The sequence below is a fragment of the Streptomyces sp. NPDC085946 genome (genome assembly GCF_044540485.1).
Lineage (GTDB): Bacteria > Actinomycetota > Actinomycetes > Streptomycetales > Streptomycetaceae > Streptomyces.
Genome location: NZ_JBITSF010000006.1, coordinates 181,039 through 200,960 on the forward strand (window position 1 = coordinate 181,039; position 19,922 = coordinate 200,960).

At 73.6% G+C, this 19,922-nt stretch carries 15 protein-coding genes; 6 read left to right on the forward strand and 9 right to left on the reverse strand.

Annotated elements, in window-relative coordinates; genetic code table 11:
* Positions 1-175 precede the first annotated feature (175 nt).
* Positions 176-3,010 carry an aconitate hydratase gene (locus ACIF8T_RS15080; protein WP_400035016.1) on the reverse strand — a complete coding sequence of 945 codons (2,835 nt, stop codon included), beginning with the start codon at positions 3,008-3,010 and terminating at the stop codon, positions 176-178.
* A gap of 540 nt (positions 3,011-3,550) precedes the next feature.
* On the opposite strand from ACIF8T_RS15080, the gene ACIF8T_RS15085 reads away from it, so the two are divergent.
* A complete protein-coding gene (locus ACIF8T_RS15085; protein WP_400035018.1) occupies positions 3,551-3,751 on the forward strand; it encodes a DUF4236 domain-containing protein in 201 nt (66 codons plus the stop codon).
* Positions 3,752-3,815: 64 nt separating this feature from the next.
* Positions 3,816-5,345, forward strand: coding sequence for a helix-turn-helix domain-containing protein (locus ACIF8T_RS15090; protein ID WP_400035020.1), 1,530 nt, complete (start codon positions 3,816-3,818; stop codon positions 5,343-5,345).
* A 1-nt stretch (position 5,346) separates the two neighbouring features.
* Here ACIF8T_RS15090 and ACIF8T_RS15095 read toward each other — a convergent pair whose 3' ends face one another.
* Positions 5,347-5,823, reverse strand: a complete 477-nt coding sequence (locus ACIF8T_RS15095; protein ID WP_400035331.1) for a DUF6299 family protein — start codon at positions 5,821-5,823, stop codon at positions 5,347-5,349.
* 399 nt (positions 5,824-6,222) lie between these two features.
* Between ACIF8T_RS15095 and ACIF8T_RS15100 the strand changes: the two genes are divergently transcribed.
* On the forward strand, positions 6,223-7,533 hold the full coding sequence (locus tag ACIF8T_RS15100) for a PP2C family protein-serine/threonine phosphatase (protein WP_400035022.1): 1,311 nt from the start codon (positions 6,223-6,225) through the stop codon (positions 7,531-7,533).
* 204 nt (positions 7,534-7,737) lie between these two features.
* On the opposite strand, the gene ACIF8T_RS15105 is transcribed toward ACIF8T_RS15100, so the two are convergent.
* On the reverse strand, positions 7,738-8,136 hold the full coding sequence (locus tag ACIF8T_RS15105) for a RidA family protein (protein WP_400035024.1): 399 nt from the start codon (positions 8,134-8,136) through the stop codon (positions 7,738-7,740).
* Positions 8,133-9,263 carry an acyl-CoA dehydrogenase family protein gene (locus ACIF8T_RS15110; RefSeq protein ID WP_400035026.1) on the reverse strand — a complete coding sequence of 377 codons (1,131 nt, stop codon included), beginning with the start codon at positions 9,261-9,263 and terminating at the stop codon, positions 8,133-8,135. The genes ACIF8T_RS15105 and ACIF8T_RS15110 overlap by 4 nt, the downstream gene beginning before the upstream one ends.
* Positions 9,264-9,372: 109 nt before the next feature.
* Here ACIF8T_RS15110 and ACIF8T_RS15115 point away from each other — a divergent pair, with 109 nt between their 5' ends.
* Both ACIF8T_RS15115 and ACIF8T_RS15120 read left to right on the forward strand, forming a co-directional pair.
* Positions 9,373-10,974 carry an AMP-binding protein gene (locus ACIF8T_RS15115; RefSeq protein ID WP_400035028.1) on the forward strand — a complete coding sequence of 534 codons (1,602 nt, stop codon included), beginning with the start codon at positions 9,373-9,375 and terminating at the stop codon, positions 10,972-10,974.
* Between the two features lie 43 nt (positions 10,975-11,017).
* Entirely contained in the window at positions 11,018-11,839 is an 822-nt protein-coding gene (locus tag ACIF8T_RS15120; protein ID WP_400035030.1) for a PaaX family transcriptional regulator C-terminal domain-containing protein, read from the forward strand.
* A gap of 86 nt (positions 11,840-11,925) precedes the next feature.
* Here the strand turns inward: ACIF8T_RS15120 and ACIF8T_RS15125 are convergent, their stop codons facing one another.
* Together ACIF8T_RS15125 and ACIF8T_RS15130 are read right to left on the reverse strand one after the other, a co-directional pair.
* Positions 11,926-14,193: a bifunctional salicylyl-CoA 5-hydroxylase/oxidoreductase gene (locus ACIF8T_RS15125; protein WP_400035333.1), complete on the reverse strand. Its 2,268-nt coding sequence runs from the start codon at positions 14,191-14,193 to the stop codon at positions 11,926-11,928.
* An 83-nt stretch (positions 14,194-14,276) separates the two neighbouring features.
* The gene (locus tag ACIF8T_RS15130; RefSeq protein ID WP_400035032.1) at positions 14,277-15,104 is read right to left on the reverse strand and encodes an enoyl-CoA hydratase family protein; all 828 of its coding nucleotides are present in this window, start codon (positions 15,102-15,104) and stop codon (positions 14,277-14,279) included.
* Positions 15,105-15,437: 333 nt separating this feature from the next.
* On the opposite strand from ACIF8T_RS15130, the gene ACIF8T_RS15135 reads away from it, so the two are divergent.
* Positions 15,438-15,944 carry an ATP-binding protein gene (locus tag ACIF8T_RS15135; RefSeq protein ID WP_400035034.1) on the forward strand — a complete coding sequence of 169 codons (507 nt, stop codon included), beginning with the start codon at positions 15,438-15,440 and terminating at the stop codon, positions 15,942-15,944.
* On the opposite strand, the gene ACIF8T_RS15140 is transcribed toward ACIF8T_RS15135, so the two are convergent.
* The 3 genes from ACIF8T_RS15140 to ACIF8T_RS15150 all read right to left on the reverse strand — a co-directional run bounded on the left by ACIF8T_RS15140 (position 15,901) and on the right by ACIF8T_RS15150 (position 19,772).
* Positions 15,901-17,346 carry an amino acid permease gene (locus ACIF8T_RS15140; protein ID WP_400035036.1) on the reverse strand — a complete coding sequence of 482 codons (1,446 nt, stop codon included), beginning with the start codon at positions 17,344-17,346 and terminating at the stop codon, positions 15,901-15,903. The genes ACIF8T_RS15135 and ACIF8T_RS15140 overlap by 44 nt on opposite strands.
* 111 nt (positions 17,347-17,457) lie before the next feature.
* On the reverse strand, positions 17,458-18,465 hold the full coding sequence (gene argF / locus ACIF8T_RS15145) for an ornithine carbamoyltransferase (RefSeq protein WP_400035038.1): 1,008 nt from the start codon (positions 18,463-18,465) through the stop codon (positions 17,458-17,460).
* An 83-nt stretch (positions 18,466-18,548) separates the two neighbouring features.
* Complete coding sequence (locus ACIF8T_RS15150; RefSeq protein ID WP_400035040.1) at positions 18,549-19,772, reverse strand: arginine deiminase; 1,224 nt, start codon at positions 19,770-19,772, stop codon at positions 18,549-18,551.
* Positions 19,773-19,922 lie beyond the last annotated feature (150 nt).

The window sequence follows — 19,922 nt, forward strand, 5'->3', positions numbered from 1 at the left end:
CTGTTGCCGAAAGGTAGTGCCGGACGGCGCCGTTGTAAACGGCTGGGACCGAAGTGGCGGGGAGACGAGGTGAACGTCCTGTCGGGCCCGAGGGGCGCGGGAGGACACCCGGCACGGCGAAGGGCCGCACCCCCGCCGTGCGGGGATGCGGCCCTGGACCGCCGTGCCGGACCGCTTACTTGCGGATCAGGCTGCGCAGCACGTACTGCATGATGCCGCCGTTGCGGTAGTAGTCCGCCTCGCCGGGGGTGTCGATGCGGACGACCGCGTCGAACTCGACGCCGGTGTCGGTGGTGACCTTCACCGTGCGCGGGGTGGTGCCCTCGTTGAGCTCGGTGACGCCGGTGATGGAGAAGGTCTCCTCGCCGGTCAGGCCGAGGGACTCGGCGGACTGGCCCTCCGGGAACTGCAGCGGCAGGACGCCCATGCCGATGAGGTTCGAGCGGTGGATGCGCTCGTAGGACTCGGCGATGACGGCCTTGACGCCGAGGAGCGCGGTGCCCTTGGCCGCCCAGTCGCGGGACGAGCCGGAGCCGTACTCCTTGCCGGCCAGGACGACCAGCGGGATGCCCTGCTCGATGTAGTTGCGGGAGGCGTCGTAGATGAAGGAGACCGGGCCGCCCTCCTGCGTGAAGTCGCGGGTGTAGCCGCCCTCGGTGCCCGGCGCGATCTGGTTGCGCAGGCGGATGTTGGCGAACGTGCCGCGGATCATGACCTCGTGGTTGCCCCGGCGCGAGCCGTAGGAGTTGAAGTCACGACGCTCCACACCGTGCTCGGTGAGGTACTTGCCGGCCGGGGTGTCGGCCTTGATGGCGCCGGCCGGGGAGATGTGGTCGGTGGTGACCGAGTCGCCCAGCTTGGCCAGCACCCGGGCGCCGGAGATGTCGGAGACCGGGGTGGTCTCCATCGTCATGCCCTCGAAGTACGGGGGCTTGCGGACGTAGGTCGACTCCGGGTCCCACTCGAAGGTGTCGCCGGTCGGGACCGGCAGCGACTGCCACTGGGCGTCGCCGGCGAAGACGTCGCTGTAGGACTTGGAGAACATGTCCTCGCCGATGGCGCTGGCGACGACCTCGTTGACCTCGGCCTCGGAGGGCCAGATGTCCTTGAGGTGGACCGGGTTGCCGTCCTGGTCGGTGCCCAGGGCGTCCTTGGTGATGTCCACCTTCATGGAGCCCGCGATGGCGTACGCGACGACCAGCGGCGGGGACGCCAGGTAGTTCATCTTGACGTCGGGGTTGATGCGGCCCTCGAAGTTCCGGTTGCCGGAGAGGACCGAGGTGACGGCGAGGTCGTGGTCGTTGACGGCCTTGGAGACCTCCTCCGGCAGCGGGCCGGAGTTGCCGATGCAGGTGGTGCAGCCGTAGCCGACGAGGTTGAAGCCGACCTTGTCGAGGTACGGGGTCAGGCCCGCCTTGTCGAAGTAGTCGGTGACGACCTTGGAGCCCGGGGCGAGGGTGGTCTTGACCCACGGCTTGCGGGTCAGGCCCTTCTCGACCGCCTTCTTGGCCACCAGGGCGGCGGCGACCATGACGTACGGGTTGGAGGTGTTGGTGCAGGAGGTGATGGCCGCGACCGTCACCGCGCCGTGGTCCAGCTCGTAGGAGGTGCCGTCGGGGGCGGTGACGCGCACCGGGTTGGACGGGCCGGGGCCGGGCACGACGGCGGAGTGCTGCGGGGCGCCGGCGCCGTTGTCCTCGTGGCCGTAGGCGGGGGCGTCGGAGGCCGGGAAGGACTCGGCGGACGCCTCGTCGACCGGGGACTCGACGCCGTGCGGCTGCTCCTGCTGCGGGACGCCCGGCTTGCGGTCGTCGCCGCCGGTGACGCCGGCCTGGACGTAGTTGAGCACGTCGGCGTTGAACTGCTCGGCCGCGTTGGCGAGGACGATGCGGTCCTGCGGGCGCTTGGGGCCGGCGATCGACGGGACGACCGTCGACAGGTCCAGCTCCAGCTTCTCGGAGAAGTCCGGCTCGGCCTTCGGGTCCAGCCAGAGGCCCTGCTCCTTGGCGTACGCCTCGACCAGCGCGACCTGCTGCTCGGAACGGCCGGTCAGGCGCAGGTAGTTCAGGGTCTCGCCGTCGATCGGGAAGATCGCGGCGGTGGAGCCGAACTCCGGCGACATGTTGCCGATGGTGGCGCGGTTGGCGAGGGAGGTGGCGGCCACGCCCTCGCCGTAGAACTCGACGAACTTGCCGACGACGCCGTGCTTGCGCAGCATCTCGGTGATGGTGAGCACCAGGTCGGTGGCGGTGGTGCCGGTCGGCAGCTCGCCGGTGAGCTTGAAGCCGACGACGCGCGGGATCAGCATGGAGACCGGCTGGCCGAGCATGGCGGCCTCGGCCTCGATGCCGCCGACGCCCCAGCCGAGGACGCCGAGGCCGTTGACCATGGTGGTGTGCGAGTCGGTGCCGACCAGGGTGTCGGGGTAGGCCTTGCCGTCGCGGACCATGACGACACGGGCCAGGTGCTCGATGTTCACCTGGTGGACGATGCCGGTGCCGGGCGGGACGACCTTGAAGTCGTCGAAGGCGGTCTGGCCCCAGCGCAGGAACTGGTAGCGCTCCCTGTTGCGGCCGTACTCCAGGTCGACGTTCACCTTGAAGGCGTCGCTGGTGCCGAACTTGTCGGCGATGACGGAGTGGTCGATGACCATCTCGGCCGGGGAGAGCGGGTTGATCTTGTTGGGGTCGCCGCCGAGCTCCTTGACGGCCTCGCGCATGGTGGCGAGGTCGACGACACAGGGCACGCCGGTGAAGTCCTGCATGATCACGCGGGCCGGCGTGAACTGGATCTCCTGCGACGGCTGGGCCTGCGAGTCCCAGGTGCCGAGCGCGCGGATGTGGTCGGCGGTGATGTTCGCGCCGTCCTCGGTGCGGAGCAGGTTCTCCAGCAGCACCTTCAGGCTGTAGGGAAGGCGCGCGGAGCCCTCGACCTTGTCCAGCCGGAAGATCTCGTACGACTCGTCGCCCACCTGCAGCGTGCTGCGGGCGTCGAAGCTGTTCGCCGACACGACAGTCTCCTTCATTGATGTGCGCGTACCACCACGATCCTGCCGCCACGGCATCTGGGCCGATCCGCTAAGGTAAGGCTAAGTTAGGTCACCCTTACCGGGGCGTGGCGGCTGCGGTGCTCCTCGGCAGATATCTCGATGTCGAGATAACTCTAGTACACCGGGGCCGGATGGTCATGCCCGGGCCCGGACGAGGTTCCGGTGTTTCGGTGGGTGAGACCGGCCCGGCGGGGCGGGGCGGCCACCCCTGGGGCGCCTCGGCGGGGCGGGGCCGGCCGCCCCGGGGCTCGGCGCGGGACGGCACCGGCCGTCCGGGAGCCTCGCGCGGTGCGACGCCGGCCGCCCGAGGGGCCGGGAGGGCCGCGGGAGCCGCCGCGCCCGGCGACGGGCGACCGCGCCGGACGGCGGGGCGGGGCGGGCCGCCGCGCCCGGCGGGGCCGGGAGCCGGAACGACCGGCCGACGGTTCGTCATCAGTGCGGCGAGCGGGGGTATGCGGATGGAGCCGGGGAGCAACCCGGCACCACCGAGAGGAGGCACGCATGCCGCTCACGTTCCGCAAGAGCTTCCGGATCCTTCCCGGAGTGCGGCTGAACATCAACAAGCGCTCCTGGTCCATCACCACCGGCGGCGGCAAGAACGGGCCGCGGTACACTCGCAGCAGCACCGGACGTCGTACGACATCGATGGATTTGCCCGGACCTTTCGGGTGGCGGAGCACCCGTACCGCCAAGCGACGCTGACATGCCGTCACCCGAACGGCCCCCTCGTCGGGCACCATCTCATATCTGAGATAACCTCAGTCTCATGGCAGACGACTACCTCGTACGCATCGGCAAGCTCATCCGTGACGCCCGGCAACACCGGGGCTGGACACAGTCGCAGCTCGCCGAGGCGCTCGGAACCAGCCAGAGCGCCGTCAACCGCATCGAGCGCGGCAATCAGAACATCAGCCTTGAGATGATCGCCCGGATCGGGGAGGCCCTGGACAGCGAGATCGTCTCGCTCGGCTACGCGGGCCCGATGCACCTGCGGGTGGTCGGCGGCCGCCGCCTGTCCGGCGCCATCGACGTCAAGACGAGCAAGAACGCGTGCGTGGCCCTGCTGTGCGCCTCGCTGCTCAACAGCGGGCGCACGGTGCTGCGCCGGGTCGCCCGCATCGAGGAGGTCTACCGCCTCCTGGAGGTGCTCAACTCCATCGGCGTGCGCACCCGTTGGGTCAACGGCGGTGTCGACCTGGAGATCGTGCCGCCGGCCGAGCTGGACATGGCGGCGATCGACGCGGACGCGGCCCGCCGCACCCGCTCCATCATCATGTTCCTCGGCCCGCTGCTGCACCGCATGGACCGCTTTAAGCTGCCCTACGCCGGCGGCTGCGACCTCGGCACGCGCACCGTCGAGCCGCACATGATCGCGCTGCGCCGGTTCGGCCTGGAGATCGCGGCGACGGAGGGGCAGTACCACGCGGTCGTCGACCGGGCCGTGCTGCCCGACCGCCCGATCGTGCTGACCGAGCGCGGGGACACGGTGACCGAGAACGCGCTGCTCGCCGCCGCCCGGCACGACGGCGTCACGGTCATCCGCAACGCCTCGTCCAACTACATGGTCCAGGACCTGTGCTTCTTCCTGGAGGCCCTGGGCGTCAAGGTCGACGGCATCGGCACCACCACGCTCACCGTGCACGGCGTGCCGGACATCGACGTGGACGTGGACTACTCCCCCTCCGAGGACCCGGTCGAGGCCATGAGCCTGGTCGCGGCGGCCGTCGTCACCGAGTCGGAGCTGACGGTGCGCCGGGTGCCGATCGAGTTCCTGGAGATCGAGCTGGCCGTGCTGGAGGAGATGGGCCTCGACCACGACCGCACGCCCGAGTACTTCGCGGACAACGGCCGTACGCGCCTGGTGGACCTCACCGTCCGGCCCTCCAAGCTGGAGGCGCCGATCGACAAGATCCACCCGATGCCGTTCCCCGGCCTGAACATCGACAACGTGCCGTTCTTCGCGGCGATCGCGGCGGTGGCCCAGGGCAAGACCCTCATCCACGACTGGGTCTACGACAACCGCGCGATCTACCTGACCGACCTCAACCGCCTCGGCGGACGGCTCCAGTTGCTCGACCCGCACCGGGTGCTGGTCGAGGGCCCGACCCGCTGGCGCGCCGCCGAGATGATGTGCCCGCCCGCGCTGCGCCCGGCCGTGGTCGTCCTCCTGGCGATGATGGCGGCCGAGGGCACGTCGGTGCTGCGCAACGTGTACGTCATCAACCGCGGTTACGAGGACCTGGCGGAGCGGCTCAACTCGATCGGGGCGCAGATCGAGATCTTCCGGGACATCTGACCTAGGCCGACTCCGTCAGGACGACGTCCTGGTACCGCGTGGCGTGCAGGTGCGGCAGGGGCAGGCCGATGAAGGAGCGCAGTTCCGTCACGGTGGCCTCGACGCGGGCCGCGCCGGGCCCGAGGGCGCCCGGCGCGGCCCGGCCCGTGTTCGCCCAGCGGTGCTCCAGCCCGTCGCACACGGCCGGGGTCCCGCCGATGCCGTGCCGGGCCGTCGAGGTGCCCTGGCTGACCGAGGAGCTGACGAAGACCGTGCCCGTGGCGCCGAGGCAGCGGTAGGTGCCGGTGAGCGTGACGGTGCCGTCGGGGGTGATGCGGCCCACCGGGTCGACGGTCACGGTCTCCGCCGGTTCGGCGGACGCGGGGCCGGCGGGGGTGCCGTCCGCCGCGGCGGACGGGGCGGCGGTGGCGGCCGCCGCCGCGGCCAGCAGGAGCAGCGCGGCGCCCGTGGCCGCGCCGATCCCGCGTCGCACGGGCACGCGCGGGGACACGGGCGTGGGCAGGGACGTGGAGCTGGGCCTGGACTCGGGCTCGGACTTGGGCCTGGGTGTGAACCTCGGCATGGACGAACCTCCCGGATCGAACGGAACGGAGGTTCCCACTCGTACCGGCCGCGTGCGCCGGAGGCCGTGACCCTCCGCCGTTCGGCGGCGAGTCCCCGCCCCGTGGGGTCTTCGAGGAGTCCGCGGGACGGCCGGCCGCCCCGCGGACTCGTCGGGACCGCCGAGCACGGGACCACGACCGGGCCGTCGCCGCCGGTGCCCCCGTGCTCGGCGGTCCCGCGCCGGGGCCGGCGTCCGGGCGCGCCCGGACGCCGGGCCCCCATCCCGCGGGGCGGACCCGTCAGAACCGGACGCGCCGGGGGTAGAGAGAGGGGCATGGACGACTTCGAGGTGGACGAGGTGGTGCAGCGGGCGCTGGACCGGCTCACGCTGCTGGCCGAGACCACCACCGCCATGACCAGCACGCTCGACCCGTACGCGGCGGTGCGCCGGGTGTGCCGCATCCTGGTCCCGCAGCTGGCCGACTGGTGCGCGGTCGACCTGCTGGAGGAGGGCGGCCGCCCGCGCCGGGTCAGTGTCGTCCACCGCGACCCCGGGATACTGCCCGTCGGCGGGCTGACCGGGATGCTGCCCGAGGTCCCGGAGGATCCGGTCGGGCCGCTGGCCCGGGTGTTCGCCGGTGCCGGTCCCCTGCTGCTGACCGCCGGGGACATCCCGGCTCCGGGCGGGACCGCCGACCCCCTGCACGCCCGGCAGCTGGAGCTGTTCGAGCAGCTGGGCACCGACACGGCGGTGGTCGCGCCGGTCCGCTCGCGGCGGCAGGTCCTCGGCGCCCTGACCATCGGGCGCACCGCCGACCGGATGCCGCTGACCGCGGACGACCTGGGCATGGTCGAGGACCTGACCCACCGCATCGCCCTCGGGGTGGACAACGCCCGGCTGTACCGGGAGACGCAGCACATCGCCGAGCGGCTCCAGCGCTCGCTGCTGCCCACCCTGCCGCAGGCGGGCCCGCTGCGGCTGGCCGCCCGGTACGCGCCCGCCGCGACCACCGCCGAGGTCGGCGGCGACTGGTACGACAGCTTCCCGCTGCCCAACGGCAGCACCACGATGATCATCGGTGACGTCACCGGCCACGACCTGCGCGCCGCCGTCACCATGAGCCAGCTGCGCAACATGCTGCGCGGCATCGGCTGCGACCGCCAGGAACCGCCCGGGCACATCCTGCGCCGCCTCGACCTGGCCCACCAGTCGCTGTACCCCCACGCCACCGCCACCTGCCTGTACGCCCTGCTCGACGAGGGCGAGGACGGGACCTGGACGATCGAGTACGCCAGCGCCGGCCACCCGCCGCCGCTGCTCGTCACGTACGAGGGCGACACCCGCTACCTGACGGGCGGCCGCGGTCTCCTGCTGGGCGTCGACCCCGGCCTCCCGCGCAGCCACGCCGCCGAGACGCTGCCCGCCCGTTCCACGGTGCTGCTGTACACGGACGGGCTGATCGAGCGCCGCGGCGAGGACCTGGGCCACGGCATGACCCGGCTGCGCCAGCACGCCGCCGCGCTCGCCCGCGAACCCCTCGACACCTTCTGCGACGAGCTGCTCACCGGGCTGACCACCGAGCACGCCGACGACATCGCCCTGCTCGCCGCGCGCCTGCCCCCGGCGCCGCCCGGCCGGCGCTGAAGGAGCGGACCGGTCGTCTGAGGGCTGTCGTTCGGATCAGGTCGCGGGGAATCGACTGTGTGTCGTCGGCGCCGGTGAGCGGGGTCCGGTGCGTGCGGCCGCACGGCGGAGGAGGGCGGCGATGCGGAGCATCGGCAACCGACGACAACGCCGCGGACGCGCGTGCCGGACCCCGCGTCCGCGGCGTGATCCGAACGACAGCCCCTAGGGCAGGACCGCGAACCCGTCGAGCTCCACCCTCGCCCGCTCGTCCCACAGGCGCACGACCTGCACGACCGCCATCGCCGGGTAGTCGCGGCCCGCCGACTCCCGCCACAGGCGGCCCAGTTCGCGGGCGTGGGCGCGGTAGGCGGCGACGTCGGTGGTGTAGACGGTGACGCGGGCGAGGTCGGCGGGGGCGCCGCCCGCGGCGCGCAGGGCGGTCAGCAGGTTGGCCAGGGCCCGCGCGAACTGCTCCGGGAGGGTGTCGCCGACGATCTCGCCGTCGCCGTCCAGGGCGGTCTGGCCGGCCAGGAAGACCACGCGGGTGCCGGCCGCGACGACGGCGTGCGAGAAGCCGGCCGGCGGGGACAGTCCGGGCGGGTTGACGCGCTCGGCGGTCACCGGGCCGGTCCCGGCGCGGTGTACAGCTCCCGGGCGATGATGCCGCGCTGCACCTCGCTCGCGCCCTCGTAGATGCGGGGTGCGCGGACCTCGCGGTAGAGGTGTTCGAGGAGGTGCCCGCGGCGCAGGGCGCGGGCGCCGTGCAGCTGGACGGCGGTGTCGACGACGTACTGGGCGGTCTCGGTGGCGAGCAGTTTGGCCATCGCCGACCGCTTGGGGACGTCCGGGGCGCCGTCGTCGTACGCCGTGGCCGCCGCGTACACCATCAGGCGGGCCGCCTCGGTGCGCACGGCCATCTCGGCGACCTGGTGGGCGACCGTCTGGAGGGCGCTGAGCGGGCCGCCGAAGGCGTCCCGTGCGGCGGTGTGGGCCAGGGTGGCGTCGAGGGCCGCCTGGGCCATGCCGACCGCGAAGGCGCCGACGCTGGGGCGGAACAGGTCGAGGGTGGTCATGGCGACCCGGAAGCCGCGGTCGGTCGCGCCGAGCACGTCGTCGGCGGTGACCGGGACGGCGTCGAAGCGCAGGGCGCCGATCGGGTGCGGGCTGAGCATGTCGAGGGCGGTGCCGGTCAGGCCGGGGCGGTCGGCGGGGACCAGGAAGGCGGTGACGCCGCGGGCACCGGCGCCGGGGGTGGTGCGGGCGAAGACGGTGTGGACGTCGGCCTCGGGGGCGTTGGAGATCCAGCACTTCTCGCCGGTGAGCCGCCAGCTGGCCGGGCCGTCGCGCTCGGCGGCGAGGGACAGCGCCGCCGCGTCGGAGCCGGCGCCCGGCTCGCTCAGCGCGAAGGCCGCCACCGCGCTGCCGTCGCTCACCCGGGGGAGCCAGCGGGCGCGCTGGGCGGCGGTGCCGTGGGCGTGGACCGGGTGGGCACCGAGGCCCTGGAGGGCCAGGGCGGTCTCCGCCTCGGTGCAGGCGTAGGCCAGCGACTCGCGCATCAGGCACAGGTCGAGCGCGCCGGAGGCGAACAGGCGGCGCAGCAGTCCCAGCCGGCCGAGTGCGGCGAGCAGCGGGCGGTTCACCCGGCCCGGTTCCCCCTTCTCGGCGAGGGGGCGCAGCCGCTCGGCGGCGAGGGCGCGCAGCTCGGCGCACCAGGCGGCCCGGGCCGGTTCCAGCGAGAATGCGGGCACTGCCGGACTCCCTTCGGAGCGACTCCCCCGACGGTATCGCGTACCGTTGACTGCCGTCACCAACACGATACGCTCCTCGTGCGAGCCCACCACGACAAGGGGGCGGACCGTGACGGATCTCCGGGGTACCGCGCACGTCGACACCTTCGCGCGCGACCGTCTGCCACCGCCCGACCAGTGGCCCGAGCTCCGCTTCGACCTCCCGGAGCTGCGCTACCCGGACCGGCTGAACTGCGCCGCCGCGCTGCTGGACGGCCCGCCCGCCGGCCGCCCGGTCTTCCGCACGGCCTCCGGCGAGGTCTGGTCGTACGGCGACCTGCGCGCCCGCGTCGACCGCCTCGCGCACCTGCTCACCGGCGACCTCGGCGTGGTCCCCGGCAACCGGGTGCTGCTGCGCGGCCCCACCACCCCGTGGCTGGCGGCGTGCTGGCTGGCGGTGCTGAAGGCGGGCGCGGTCGCCGTCACCGTGCTCGCCCAGCAGCGGCCGCACGAGCTGGCCACCCTGTGCGCGATCGCGCGCGTCGGGCACGCGCTGTGCGACGTCCGGTCGGTCGACGACCTCGTCAGGGCCGGGGTGCCGGGCCTGCGGATCACCACCTACGGCGGTGACGCCCCCGACGACCTCCTCAACCGCCCGGCGCCCGGCACGCCCTACCCCGCCGTGGACACCGCGGCCGACGACGTGGCGCTGATCGCGTTCACCTCCGGCACCACCGGACGGCCCAAGGGGTGCCTGCACTTCCGCCGGGACGTCCTGGCGGTCGCCGACACCTTCTCGCGGCACGTGCTGCGGCCGTGCGCGGAAGACGTGTTCGCGGGCAGTCCGCCGCTCGGCTTCACCTTCGGGCTCGGCGGGCTCGTCGTCTTCCCGATGCGGGCGGGGGCCAGCGCCCTCCTGCTCGAACAGGCCGGCCCCCGCGAGCTGCTGCCCGCCGTCGCCGAGCACCGGGTCTCCGTGCTGTTCACCGCGCCGACCGCCTACCGCGCGATGCTCGACGGGCTGGACGGGCACGACGTGAGCTCGCTGCGCCGCTGCGTCTCGGCGGGCGAGAACCTGCCGGCGGCCACCTGGCACGCCTGGCACGACCGCACGGGGCTGCGCCTGATCAACGGCATCGGCGCCACCGAGCTGCTGCACATCTTCCTGTCCGCGGCCGACGAGCTGATCAGGCCCGGGACGACGGGCGTGCCCGTCCCCGGGTGGACGGCGCGCGTGCAGGACCGCGAGGGCCGGCCCGTGCCCGACGGGCAGCCCGGGCTGCTGGCCGTGCGCGGTCCGGTCGGCTGCCGCTACCTCGCCGACCCCCGGCAGCGGGAGTACGTGCGCGACGGGTGGAACGTCACCGGGGACACCTACGTCCGCGAGCCCGACGGCTGGTTCCGGTACGTCGCACGCGCCGACGACATGATCATCTCGGCCGGGTACAACATCGCCGGGCCGGAGGTCGAGGAGGCGCTGCTGCGGCACCCGGACGTCGTGGAGGCGGCGGTCGTGGGGCGGCCCGACGAGGCGCGCGGGCAGGTCGTGGTGGCCTTCGCCGTGCTGAAGGAGGGCGCCCGGCGCGACGCGGAGGAGCTGCGCGCGTACCTCAAGTCCGAGCTGGTGCCGTACAAATGCCCCCGGGAGATCGTGTTCCTCGACGCGCTGCCGCGCACGGCGACCGGCAAGGTCCAGCGCTTCCGGCTGCGTACGGCGGGTGACCTGGGGTAACGGCGAGAGCACGGGGGAACGTCCGCCGTCCGCACGACCTAAGATGATCAACGTGTCCGACCAGCATGCACCACGGTCTCTCATCGTCACGCTCTACGGCGCGTACGGGCGCTTCATGCCGGGCCCGGTGCCCGTCGCCGAGCTGATCCGGCTGCTGGCCGCGGTCGGCGTGGACGCCCCCTCCGTGCGTTCCTCGGTGTCCCGGCTGAAGCGGCGCGGGCTGCTCGTGCCCGCCCGCACCGCACAGGGCGCCGCCGGGTACGAACTGTCGCCCGACGCGCGCCAGCTGCTCGATGACGGCGACCGGCGCATCTACGCGGCGGCGCCGCCGGAGGACGAGGGCTGGGTGCTCGCGGTGTTCTCCGTGCCGGAGTCCGAGCGGCAGAAGCGGCACGTGCTGCGCTCGCGCCTGGCCGGTCTCGGCTTCGGCACCGCGGCGCCGGGCGTGTGGATCGCCCCGGCCCGGCTGTACGAGGAGACCCGGCACACCCTCCAGCGGCTGCGGCTGGAGGCGTACGTGGACTTCTTCCGCGGCGAGCACCTCGGGTTCGCGCCGACCGCGGAGGCGGTGGCCCGCTGGTGGGACCTGGCCGCGATCGCCAAGGAGCACGAGGCGTTCCTGGACCGGCACGCGGGCGTGCTGCGCGCCTGGGAGAAGCGCGCCGACACCCCGCCCGAGGACGCCTACCGCGACTACCTCCTCGCCCTGGACTCCTGGCGCCACCTCCCCTACGCCGACCCGGGGCTGCCCGTCCGGCTGCTGCCCGGGGACTGGCCGGGGGCCCGTTCGGCGGCCGTGTTCCGGGGGCTGCACGAGCGGCTGCGGGACGCCGGGGCGGCCTTCACGGGCCTGCCCGGTCACTGAGGGAACGCCCGGCCTCCGGGCGCGGGCCCCGTGCGCGTCGGCGGACGCCGTGTGCGCGCCGCCGGCGGGGCCGGGCCCGGCGGCGGTCAGCCGCGCGGGCCGAGGCGCGGCCCGGGCGGGGCCGTCCGTCCCGTCGGCGGGCGGCGGCTGCCCGCCCGGTACGGCGCCGGCCAGACGACGCCCGGCCCCGCGTACCCCTGCTCGGCCGCCGCGTGCAGCGTCCAGTGCGGGTCGTACAGGTGCGGGCGGCCCAGCGCGCACAGGTCGGCGCGGCCCGCCAGGACGAGGGAGTTGACGTCGTCCCAGGAGGAGATCGCCCCGACCGCGATCACCGGCACCCGCACCTCGCGCCGGATGCGCTCGGCGTACGGCGTCTGGTACGACCGCCCGGCCTCCGGCCGCTCGTCGGCGACGACCTGCCCGGTGGACACGTCGACCGCGTCGACGCCGTGCGCGGCGAAGGCCCGGGCGATCTCCACGGCGTCCTCGGCCGTGGTGCCGCCCTCGGCCCAGTCGGTCGCGGAGATCCGCACGGTCATGGGCCGCTCCTGGGGCCACACGGCCCGTACGGCGTCGAAGACCTCCAGCGGGAAGCGCAGCCGCTTGTCCAGCGAGCCGCCGTAGGCGTCGGTGCGGCGGTTGGTGAGCGGGGAGAGGAAGCCGGAGAGCAGGTAGCCGTGGGCGCAGTGCAGTTCGAGCAGGTCGAACCCGGCGCGGGCGGCGCGCCGGGCGGCGGCGGTGAACTGCTCCCTCAGGTCGGTGAGCTGGGCGCGGGACAGCTCGCGCGGGATCCGGCCGGACGGCCTGTAGGGCAGCGCGGAGGCCGCCACCAGCGGCCAGTTGCCCTCGTCCAGCGGCTCGTCCATGCCCTCCCACATCACCTTGGTGGAGCCCTTGCGGCCGCTGTGGCCGAGCTGCACGCCGATCGCGGTGCCGGGTGCCCGCCGGTGCACGAAGTCGGTGATCCGCCGCCACGCCTCGGCCTGCCGGCCGGTGTACAGGCCGGTGCAGCCGGGTGTGATGCGGCCCTGCTCGCTGACGCACACCATCTCGGTCATCACCAGTCCGGCACCGCCCAGCGCCCTCGCGCCCAGGTGGACCAGGTGGAAGTCGCCGGGGACGCCGTCGGCCGCCGAGTACATGTCCATGGGCGACACGACGACCCGGTTGCGCAGGGTCAGGCCGCGCAGCCGCAGCGGTGTGAACATCGGGGGCGTGCCGGGCGGGCAGCCGAACTCGCGCTCCACGGCCTCGGTGAAGCGGGCGTCGCGCAGCCGCAGGTTGCCGTGGGTGACGCGGCGGCTGCGGGTGAGCAGGTCGAAGGCGAACCGGCGGGGCGGCTGCCCGAGGTGCAGGGCGAGGTCCTCGAACCACTCCAGGCTGGCCCGGGCGGCGCGCTGGGCGGAGGCGACGACGGGGCGGCGCTCCTCCTCGTAGGCCGCCAGCGCCTCCGGCAGGGAAGGCCGCTCGGCCAGGCAGGCCGCCAGCGCCACGGCGTCCTCGACGGCGAGCTTGGTGCCGGAGCCGATGGAGAAGTGGGCGGTGTGGGCGGCGTCGCCGAGGAGGACGACGTTGCCGTGCGACCAGCGGTCGTTGACCACCGTGCGGAAGACGGTCCAGGTGGACCGGTTCGACGTCAGCGGCCGTCCGCCGAGCGCGTCCGCGAAGATCTTGGCGCAGCGCTCGATCGACTCGCCCTCGTCGAGCTCGTCGAACCCGGCCGCCCGCCACACCTCCTCGCGCATCTCGACGATCACGGTGGAGGCGCCGGCCGCGTAGGGGTAGCCGTGCAGCTGCATCACGCCGTGCTCGGTCTCGGCGGTCTCGAAGCGGAACGCGTCGAGGGCGATGTCGGCGGCCAGCCAGATGTAGCGGCAGCGGTGGCTCGTCACCCGGGGCCGGAAGGCGTGCGCGTACGCCTCGCGGGTGGCGCTGTGCACCCCGTCGGCGGCGACCACCAGGTCGTGGGTCCGGGCGAGTTCGTGCGGCGGGGGTGCCCCGGTGCGGAAGCGGAGGTCGACGCCGAGGGCGCGGCAGCGCTGGTGCAGGATCTCCAGGAGCCGTGCGCGGCCGAGGGCGGCGAAGCCGTGGCCTGCGGAGGTGTGGCGGGTGCCGCGGTGCACGATGTCGATGTCGTCCCAGCGGACGAAGTGCTCCCGCAGGGCCCGGTGGACGACCGGGTCGGCGTGTTCGATGCCGCTGAGGGCCTCGTCGGAGAGGACCACTCCGAAGCCGAAGGTGTCGCCGGGGGCGTTGCGTTCCCACACGGTGACGTCCCGGCCGGGGTCGAGGCGTTTGAGGAGCGCGGCGGTGTAGAGGCCGCCGGGGCCGCCGCCGATGACCGCGACGCGCAGGGGGGCGCTGCCGGTGTCCCGCGGGTGCGGGTCCGTCGTGGCCCGTCGCGCGGTTTCCCGCGCCCCCGACGGGGTGGGCGCGGTCACCGCCCGCTCCACCGGGGAGGGCGCTTCTGCGTGAAGGCCGCGTGGAACTCGGCGTAGTCCTCGCCGGTCATCAGGAGGGCCTGGGTGGCGGCGTCCAGCTCGACGGCCGCCGCGAGGGGCATGTCCAGCTCGGCCGTCAGCAGGGCCTTGGTCTGGGCGTGCGCGAGGGCCGGGCCGTCGGCCAGGCGGCGGGCCAGGGCCTGGGCGGTCTCGTCGGCCCGGCCCTCCTCGGCGAGTTCGCTGATCAGCCCGATCCGCTCGGCCTCGGGCGCCCGCACCGGCTCGCCGAGCATCAGCAGCCGGGTGGCGTGGCCGAGGCCGACGACCCGGGGCAGCAGGTAGGCGGCGCCCATGTCGCCGCCGGAGAGGCCGACCCGGGTGAAGAGGAAGGCGAAGCGGGCGCCGGGGTCGGCGATCCGGAAGTCCGCCGCCAGCGCGAGGACCGCCCCGGCCCCGGCCGCCACGCCGTGCACCGACGCGATCACCGGGAACGGGCACTCCCGGACGGCCCGTACGACCTGCCCGGTCATCCGGTTGAAGTCCAGGAGCCGGGCGGTGTCCAGGGACAGGGTCGCGCCGATGATCTCGTCGACGTCGCCGCCTGAGCAGAAGCCGCGCCCCTCGCCGGCCAGCACCAGCGCCCGCACCGCCCGCTCCCGGGACAGCTCGGCGAGCAGGTCGCGCAGGTCGGCGTAGGCGCCGAAGGTGAGCGCGTTCAGCTTGTCGGGGCGGGCGAGGGTGACGGTGGCGACGCCGTCGGCGAGGTCGACGCGCAGGTGCCGCCAGCGGGTGGTGCGGGCGGCGGAGCCGGTGAAGGGACTCATGACGGGCGGCCTCCTCGAGGGGCGGGCACTGCCTCACTGCGCTCTTCCCCCCGAAGTTATCACCCATCTTTGACTGTCGTCATGAGTGCGCGATAGTCCACCCGGGTACGACCTCGGTGTAACCGCAGGTACGGACGCGGAGCCGACCCGGTCCCGTCACATCCGTCACGGCTCGTCGACACCCCCGTAACGGCGGGAGTCGGCGTGCGCGGCGGAGCGTTGCCCGGGGTAGGCCGCCCGTGCCGGGGCCGACGACCCCGACCGGTGCCCGCCGATGCCTCCGGCGGGCGGCCCCGTACCATTCCTGAGGTTGAAAGCAGGACAGCCTGCGCCATGAACGGACCCGCCTTGCACGAACGCCCCGCCCGCCCGTCGCCCGACCACCGCCCCCCACGGAGGCACGTCGTGCCGCACCAGCCCCCGGCGTCCTGGCGCATCGCGCTGCCGCACTCCGTCGCGGCCGTGCCGGTGGCCCGCGCCCTGGTGCGGACGGCCCTCGCCGAGCTGGAGCACCCGGCCGACTGCGACACCGCGGAGCTGCTGACGGCGGAGCTGGTGGCCAACGCCGTCGAGCACACCTCCGGCAGCGCGCCGATCGAGCTGGTGGTGGAGCTGCTGCCCGGCGGCTGCCAGGTCGAGGTGCACGACCCGGACCCGGCGCCGCCCGGCGACCTCACCCGCCCGGGCGCCGCGGAGCCCGACCCCTGGCAGGAGCACGGGCGCGGACTGCTGCTGATCCGCACCCTGAGCTCGTCCTGCGGGCACCGGCCCACCCCGACGGGCAAGGCGGTGTGGTTCAGACTCCCTGCGGTTCCCGCTCAGCGGCGTCCCGCGGAGTGACCCGCGCGGCCTGCGCGAGCCGGGAGTGGCGGCGCCCGTAGGCCAGGTAGACCAGCACGCCGACGGCCAGGAACACGGCGAACTGGATCCACGCCGTCCGGCCCGTCTCGTACATCAGGTACAGGCAGAAGCCGACGCCGAGCAGCGGCGTCACGGGGTACAGCGGCACCCGGAAGGTGCGGGCCAGGCCCGGCTCGCGGCGGCGCAGCGCGATGACCGCCACGTTGACGGCGGCCATGGTGGCCAGGGTGCCGATGGTGCACAGGTCGACCACCGCGTCCAGCGAGGCGAAGGCGGCCGGGACCGCGAAGACGACACCCACGATGAGCGTGCCGGCGACGGGGGTCGCGGTGCGCGGGGAGACCCGCTCGAAGACGCGCGGGATCAGCCCGTCCCGGGACATCGACATCAGGATGCGGGTCTGGCCGTACATCACGGCGAGCACCACCGAGGCGATGGCGACGACCGCGCCGAAGGCGACGACACCGCCGCCGACCGTGGACCCGGTGACCTCGTTGACCACGTACGACAGCGCGGCGGGCCGGCCGCCGACCTCGCCGCCGCCGATCGCGCCGATCGCGGCGAGCGCGACCGCGCAGTACAGCAGGGTGACCAGGCCGATGCAGACGAGAATCGCGACGGGGACGTCCCGGCGCGGGTTCTTCGCCTCCTCGCCGGCCGTGGTGATCGCGTCGAAGCCGATGTACGAGAAGAAGGCGGCCGTGGTGCCCGCGCCGATGCCGGCGAGCCCGGTCGGCGAGAAGGGGGTGAGGTTGCCGTCCTGGAAGGCGGTGAAACCGATGGCGCAGAACGCGACGAGGACGGCGAGCTTGATCACGGCCATCACGGCGGTGGCCCGGGCGCTCTCGCGCACCCCGCGCACCAGCAGCACGCAGGCCATCGCGATGACGAGCACGGCCGGCAGGTTCACCGCCCCGCCGTCGCCGGGCCCGGCGGACAGCGCGTGCGGCAGCCGGTGGCCGACGAGGCCGCCGAGCAGCTCGTTGACGTACTGGCTCCAGCCGACCGCGACCGCGGACACCGACACGCCGTACTCCAGGAGCAGGCACCAGCCGACGAGGAAGGCCGTGGTCTCGCCGAGTCCGGCGTAGGCGAAGGAGTACGAGGATCCGGAGACCGGGATCGCGCCGCCCAGCTCGGCGAAGGCCAGCGCGGTGAACACGCAGGTGATCGCGGCCAGGACGAAGGAGACGACGACGGCCGGGCCGGCCTCGGCGACCGAGTCGGACAGGCCGACGAAGATACCGGTGCCGACGATCGCGCCGACGCCGAAGCAGAGGAGCTGGAAGAGGCCCATGGTGCGCCTCAGGCCGTGGCCTGCGGTGTCGGCACCCGATTCGGCGAGGAGCAGCTGGGGGGATTTGAGACGGGACGCGGGCATGCGGGTGGTGCTCGTTTCTGGTGGTGCGGGGGCGACGGTCGTCGCGGTCGGCGGCCCGGAGAAGGGGTGGTTCCGGGCCGCCGGACAGGATAAGCCCTGCTGGGAGGCGGGTCAGGCGAGCGTGGCGACGAGCACGGCCTTGATGGTGTGCAGGCGGTTCTCCGCCTCGTCGAAGACCACCGAGTGCGCCGACTCGAAGACCTCGTCGGAGACCTCCAGGTACTCCAGGCCGTGCGCCGCGTGGATCTCCTGGCCGACCTTGGTGCCGAGGTCGTGGAAGGCGGGCAGGCAGTGCAGGAACTTCACGTCCGGGTTGCCGGTGGCGCGCAGCACGTCCATGGTCACGGCGTACGGGGCGAGGGCGGCGATCCGCTCGTCCCAGACCTCCTTCGGCTCGCCCATGGAGACCCAGACGTCGGTGGCGACGAAGTCGGCGCCGCGCACCCCCTCCTCCAGGGACTCGGTGAGGCTGATCCGGGCGCCGCTGGTCCCGGCGAGCTCGCGGGCCCGGTCGACGACCTCCGGGGCGGGCCAGTACGTCTTCGGGGCGACGATCCGCACGTCCATGCCGAGCAGGGCGGCGGTGACGAGGTAGGAGTTGCCCATGTTGAAGCGGGCGTCGCCGAGGTAGGCGAAGGAGATCTCCGTCAGCGGCCTGGCGCAGTGCTCGGTCATGGTGAGCACGTCGGCGAGCATCTGGGTGGGGTGCCAGTCGTCGGTCAGACCGTTGTAGACCGGCACCCCCGCGTGCGCCGCCAGCTCCTCCGCCTTGGCCTGGCTGTCCCCGCGGTACTCGATCCCGTCGTACATCCGGCCCAGCACGCGCGCGGTGTCCTTCACCGACTCCTTGTGGCCGATCTGCGAGCCGGAGGGGTCGAGGTACGTGGTGGAGGCGCCCTGGTCGGCGGCGGCCACCTCGAAGGCGCAGCGGGTGCGCGTGGAGGTCTTCTCGAAGATCAGCGCGATGTTCCGGCCGCGCAGGTACCGCGTCTCCGTCCCGGCCTTCTTCGCGGCCTTCAGCTCGGCGGCCAGCTCCAGCAGGCCGAGGAACTCCTGCCGGGTGAAGTCCAGCTCCTTGAGGAAGTGGCGGCCGGCGAGGGCGGTCGGGACTGTCGCCATGGGGGCGCTCCAGTGGTGCAGGGACAGAGACCGTGGAATTCTATACGACGGTCAGCATTCCTATACGATCAGGTCACGGGCGCTCACACCGCGTCCCGCTCGACCGGGCAGCTCATGCACCGCGGCCCGCCCCGGCCCCGGCCGAGCTCGCTGCCCGGGATCTCGATCACCTCGATGCCCTGCTTGCGCAGGTGGGTGTTGGTGGTGGCGTTGCGCTCGTAGGCGACGACGACGCCCGGTTCGACGGCGAGCACGTTGCAGCCGTCGTCCCACTGCTCGCGCTCGGCGGCGTGCACGTCCTGGGTGGCGGTCAGCACCCGGATCTCGCTCAGCCCGAGGGCCGCGGCGATGGCGCGGTGCATGTGCTCCGGCGGGTGGTCGGTGACCTTCAGCTCCGTCTCGCCGGCGCCCGGCTCGATGGTGTACGAGCGGAGCATGCCGAGCCCCGCGTACTGGGTGAAGGTGTCGCCGTCGACCATCGTCATCACGGTGTCCAGGTGCATGAACGCGCGCCGCTTCGGCATGTCCAGGGCGACGATGGTCTCGGCGGAGCCGGCGGCGAACAGCTTGTGCGCGAGCATCTCCACGGCCTGCGGCGTGGTGCGCTCGCTCATGCCGATCAGCACCGCCCCGTTCCCGATGACCAGCACGTCCCCGCCCTCGATGGTCGAGGGGTAGTCGGCCAGCCCCTCGGACCAGACGCGGAAGGACTCGTCGCGGAAGAGGGGGTGGTGCCGGTAGATCGCCTCGAAGTGCACGGTCTCGCGCTGCCGGGCGGGCCAGCGCATCGCGTTGACGGAGACGCCGTCGTAGATCCAGGCGGAGGTGTCCCGGGTGAAGAGGTGGTTGGGCAGCGGGGCCAGCAGGAAGTCGTCCAGGTCCATGACGTGGAAGCGCACGGAGGTCGGCTCCGGGTGGGCCTCCAGGAACTCCCGCTTGGTCATGCCGCCGACCAGGGCCTCGGCCAGCTCCCGCGCGGGCAGGGTGTCGAAGGCCGCCCGGAGGTGGTCGGTGGCCAGCGGGCCGTACGCCTTCTCGTGGAAGACCCGGTCCAGGACGAGCGCTCTGGCCGCCGAAATCTCCAGCGCCTCGGTGAGCAGGTCGCCGAAGAGGTGCACGGTGACGCCCCGGTCGCGCAGCACGTCGGCGAACCCGTCGTGCTCGGCGCGCGCCCGGCGCACCCACAGCACGTCGTCGAAGAGCAGGGCGTCCTTGTTGCTGGGAGTGAGCCTTTTGAGCTCGAGGTCGGGCCGGTGCAGGATCACGCGGCGCAGCCGCCCGGCCTCGGAGTCGACGTGGTATGCCATGCCTCCATCCTGACCACCCGGACGGGTGTTCACCCCTCTCCGGACGGGACGGGACGGCACGGCACGCGCCCGGCGGGGCGGACGCGCGCCGCGCCCCGCCGGGCGCCGGGCCGGCCGGGCGGACCCCCGCGGGCCCGTCCGGCCGGTGCG

Excerpts from the sequence above, each read along its gene's own strand:
- ACIF8T_RS15085 (WP_400035018.1), top strand. The coding sequence starts at position 3,551 with ATGCCGCTCACGTTCCGCAAGAGCTTCCGGATCCTTCCCGGAGTGCGG.
- ACIF8T_RS15140 (WP_400035036.1), bottom strand. The coding sequence starts at position 17,346 with ATGCCCGCGTCCCGTCTCAAATCCCCCCAGCTGCTCCTCGCCGAATCG.
- ACIF8T_RS15130 (WP_400035032.1), bottom strand. The coding sequence starts at position 15,104 with ATGAGTCCCTTCACCGGCTCCGCCGCCCGCACCACCCGCTGGCGGCAC.
- ACIF8T_RS15090 (WP_400035020.1), top strand. The coding sequence starts at position 3,816 with ATGGCAGACGACTACCTCGTACGCATCGGCAAGCTCATCCGTGACGCC.
- argF (WP_400035038.1), bottom strand. The coding sequence starts at position 18,465 with ATGGCGACAGTCCCGACCGCCCTCGCCGGCCGCCACTTCCTCAAGGAG.
- ACIF8T_RS15150 (WP_400035040.1), bottom strand. The coding sequence starts at position 19,772 with ATGGCATACCACGTCGACTCCGAGGCCGGGCGGCTGCGCCGCGTGATC.
- ACIF8T_RS15100 (WP_400035022.1), top strand. The coding sequence starts at position 6,223 with ATGGACGACTTCGAGGTGGACGAGGTGGTGCAGCGGGCGCTGGACCGG.
- ACIF8T_RS15120 (WP_400035030.1), top strand. The coding sequence starts at position 11,018 with ATGATCAACGTGTCCGACCAGCATGCACCACGGTCTCTCATCGTCACG.
- ACIF8T_RS15135 (WP_400035034.1), top strand. The coding sequence starts at position 15,438 with ATGAACGGACCCGCCTTGCACGAACGCCCCGCCCGCCCGTCGCCCGAC.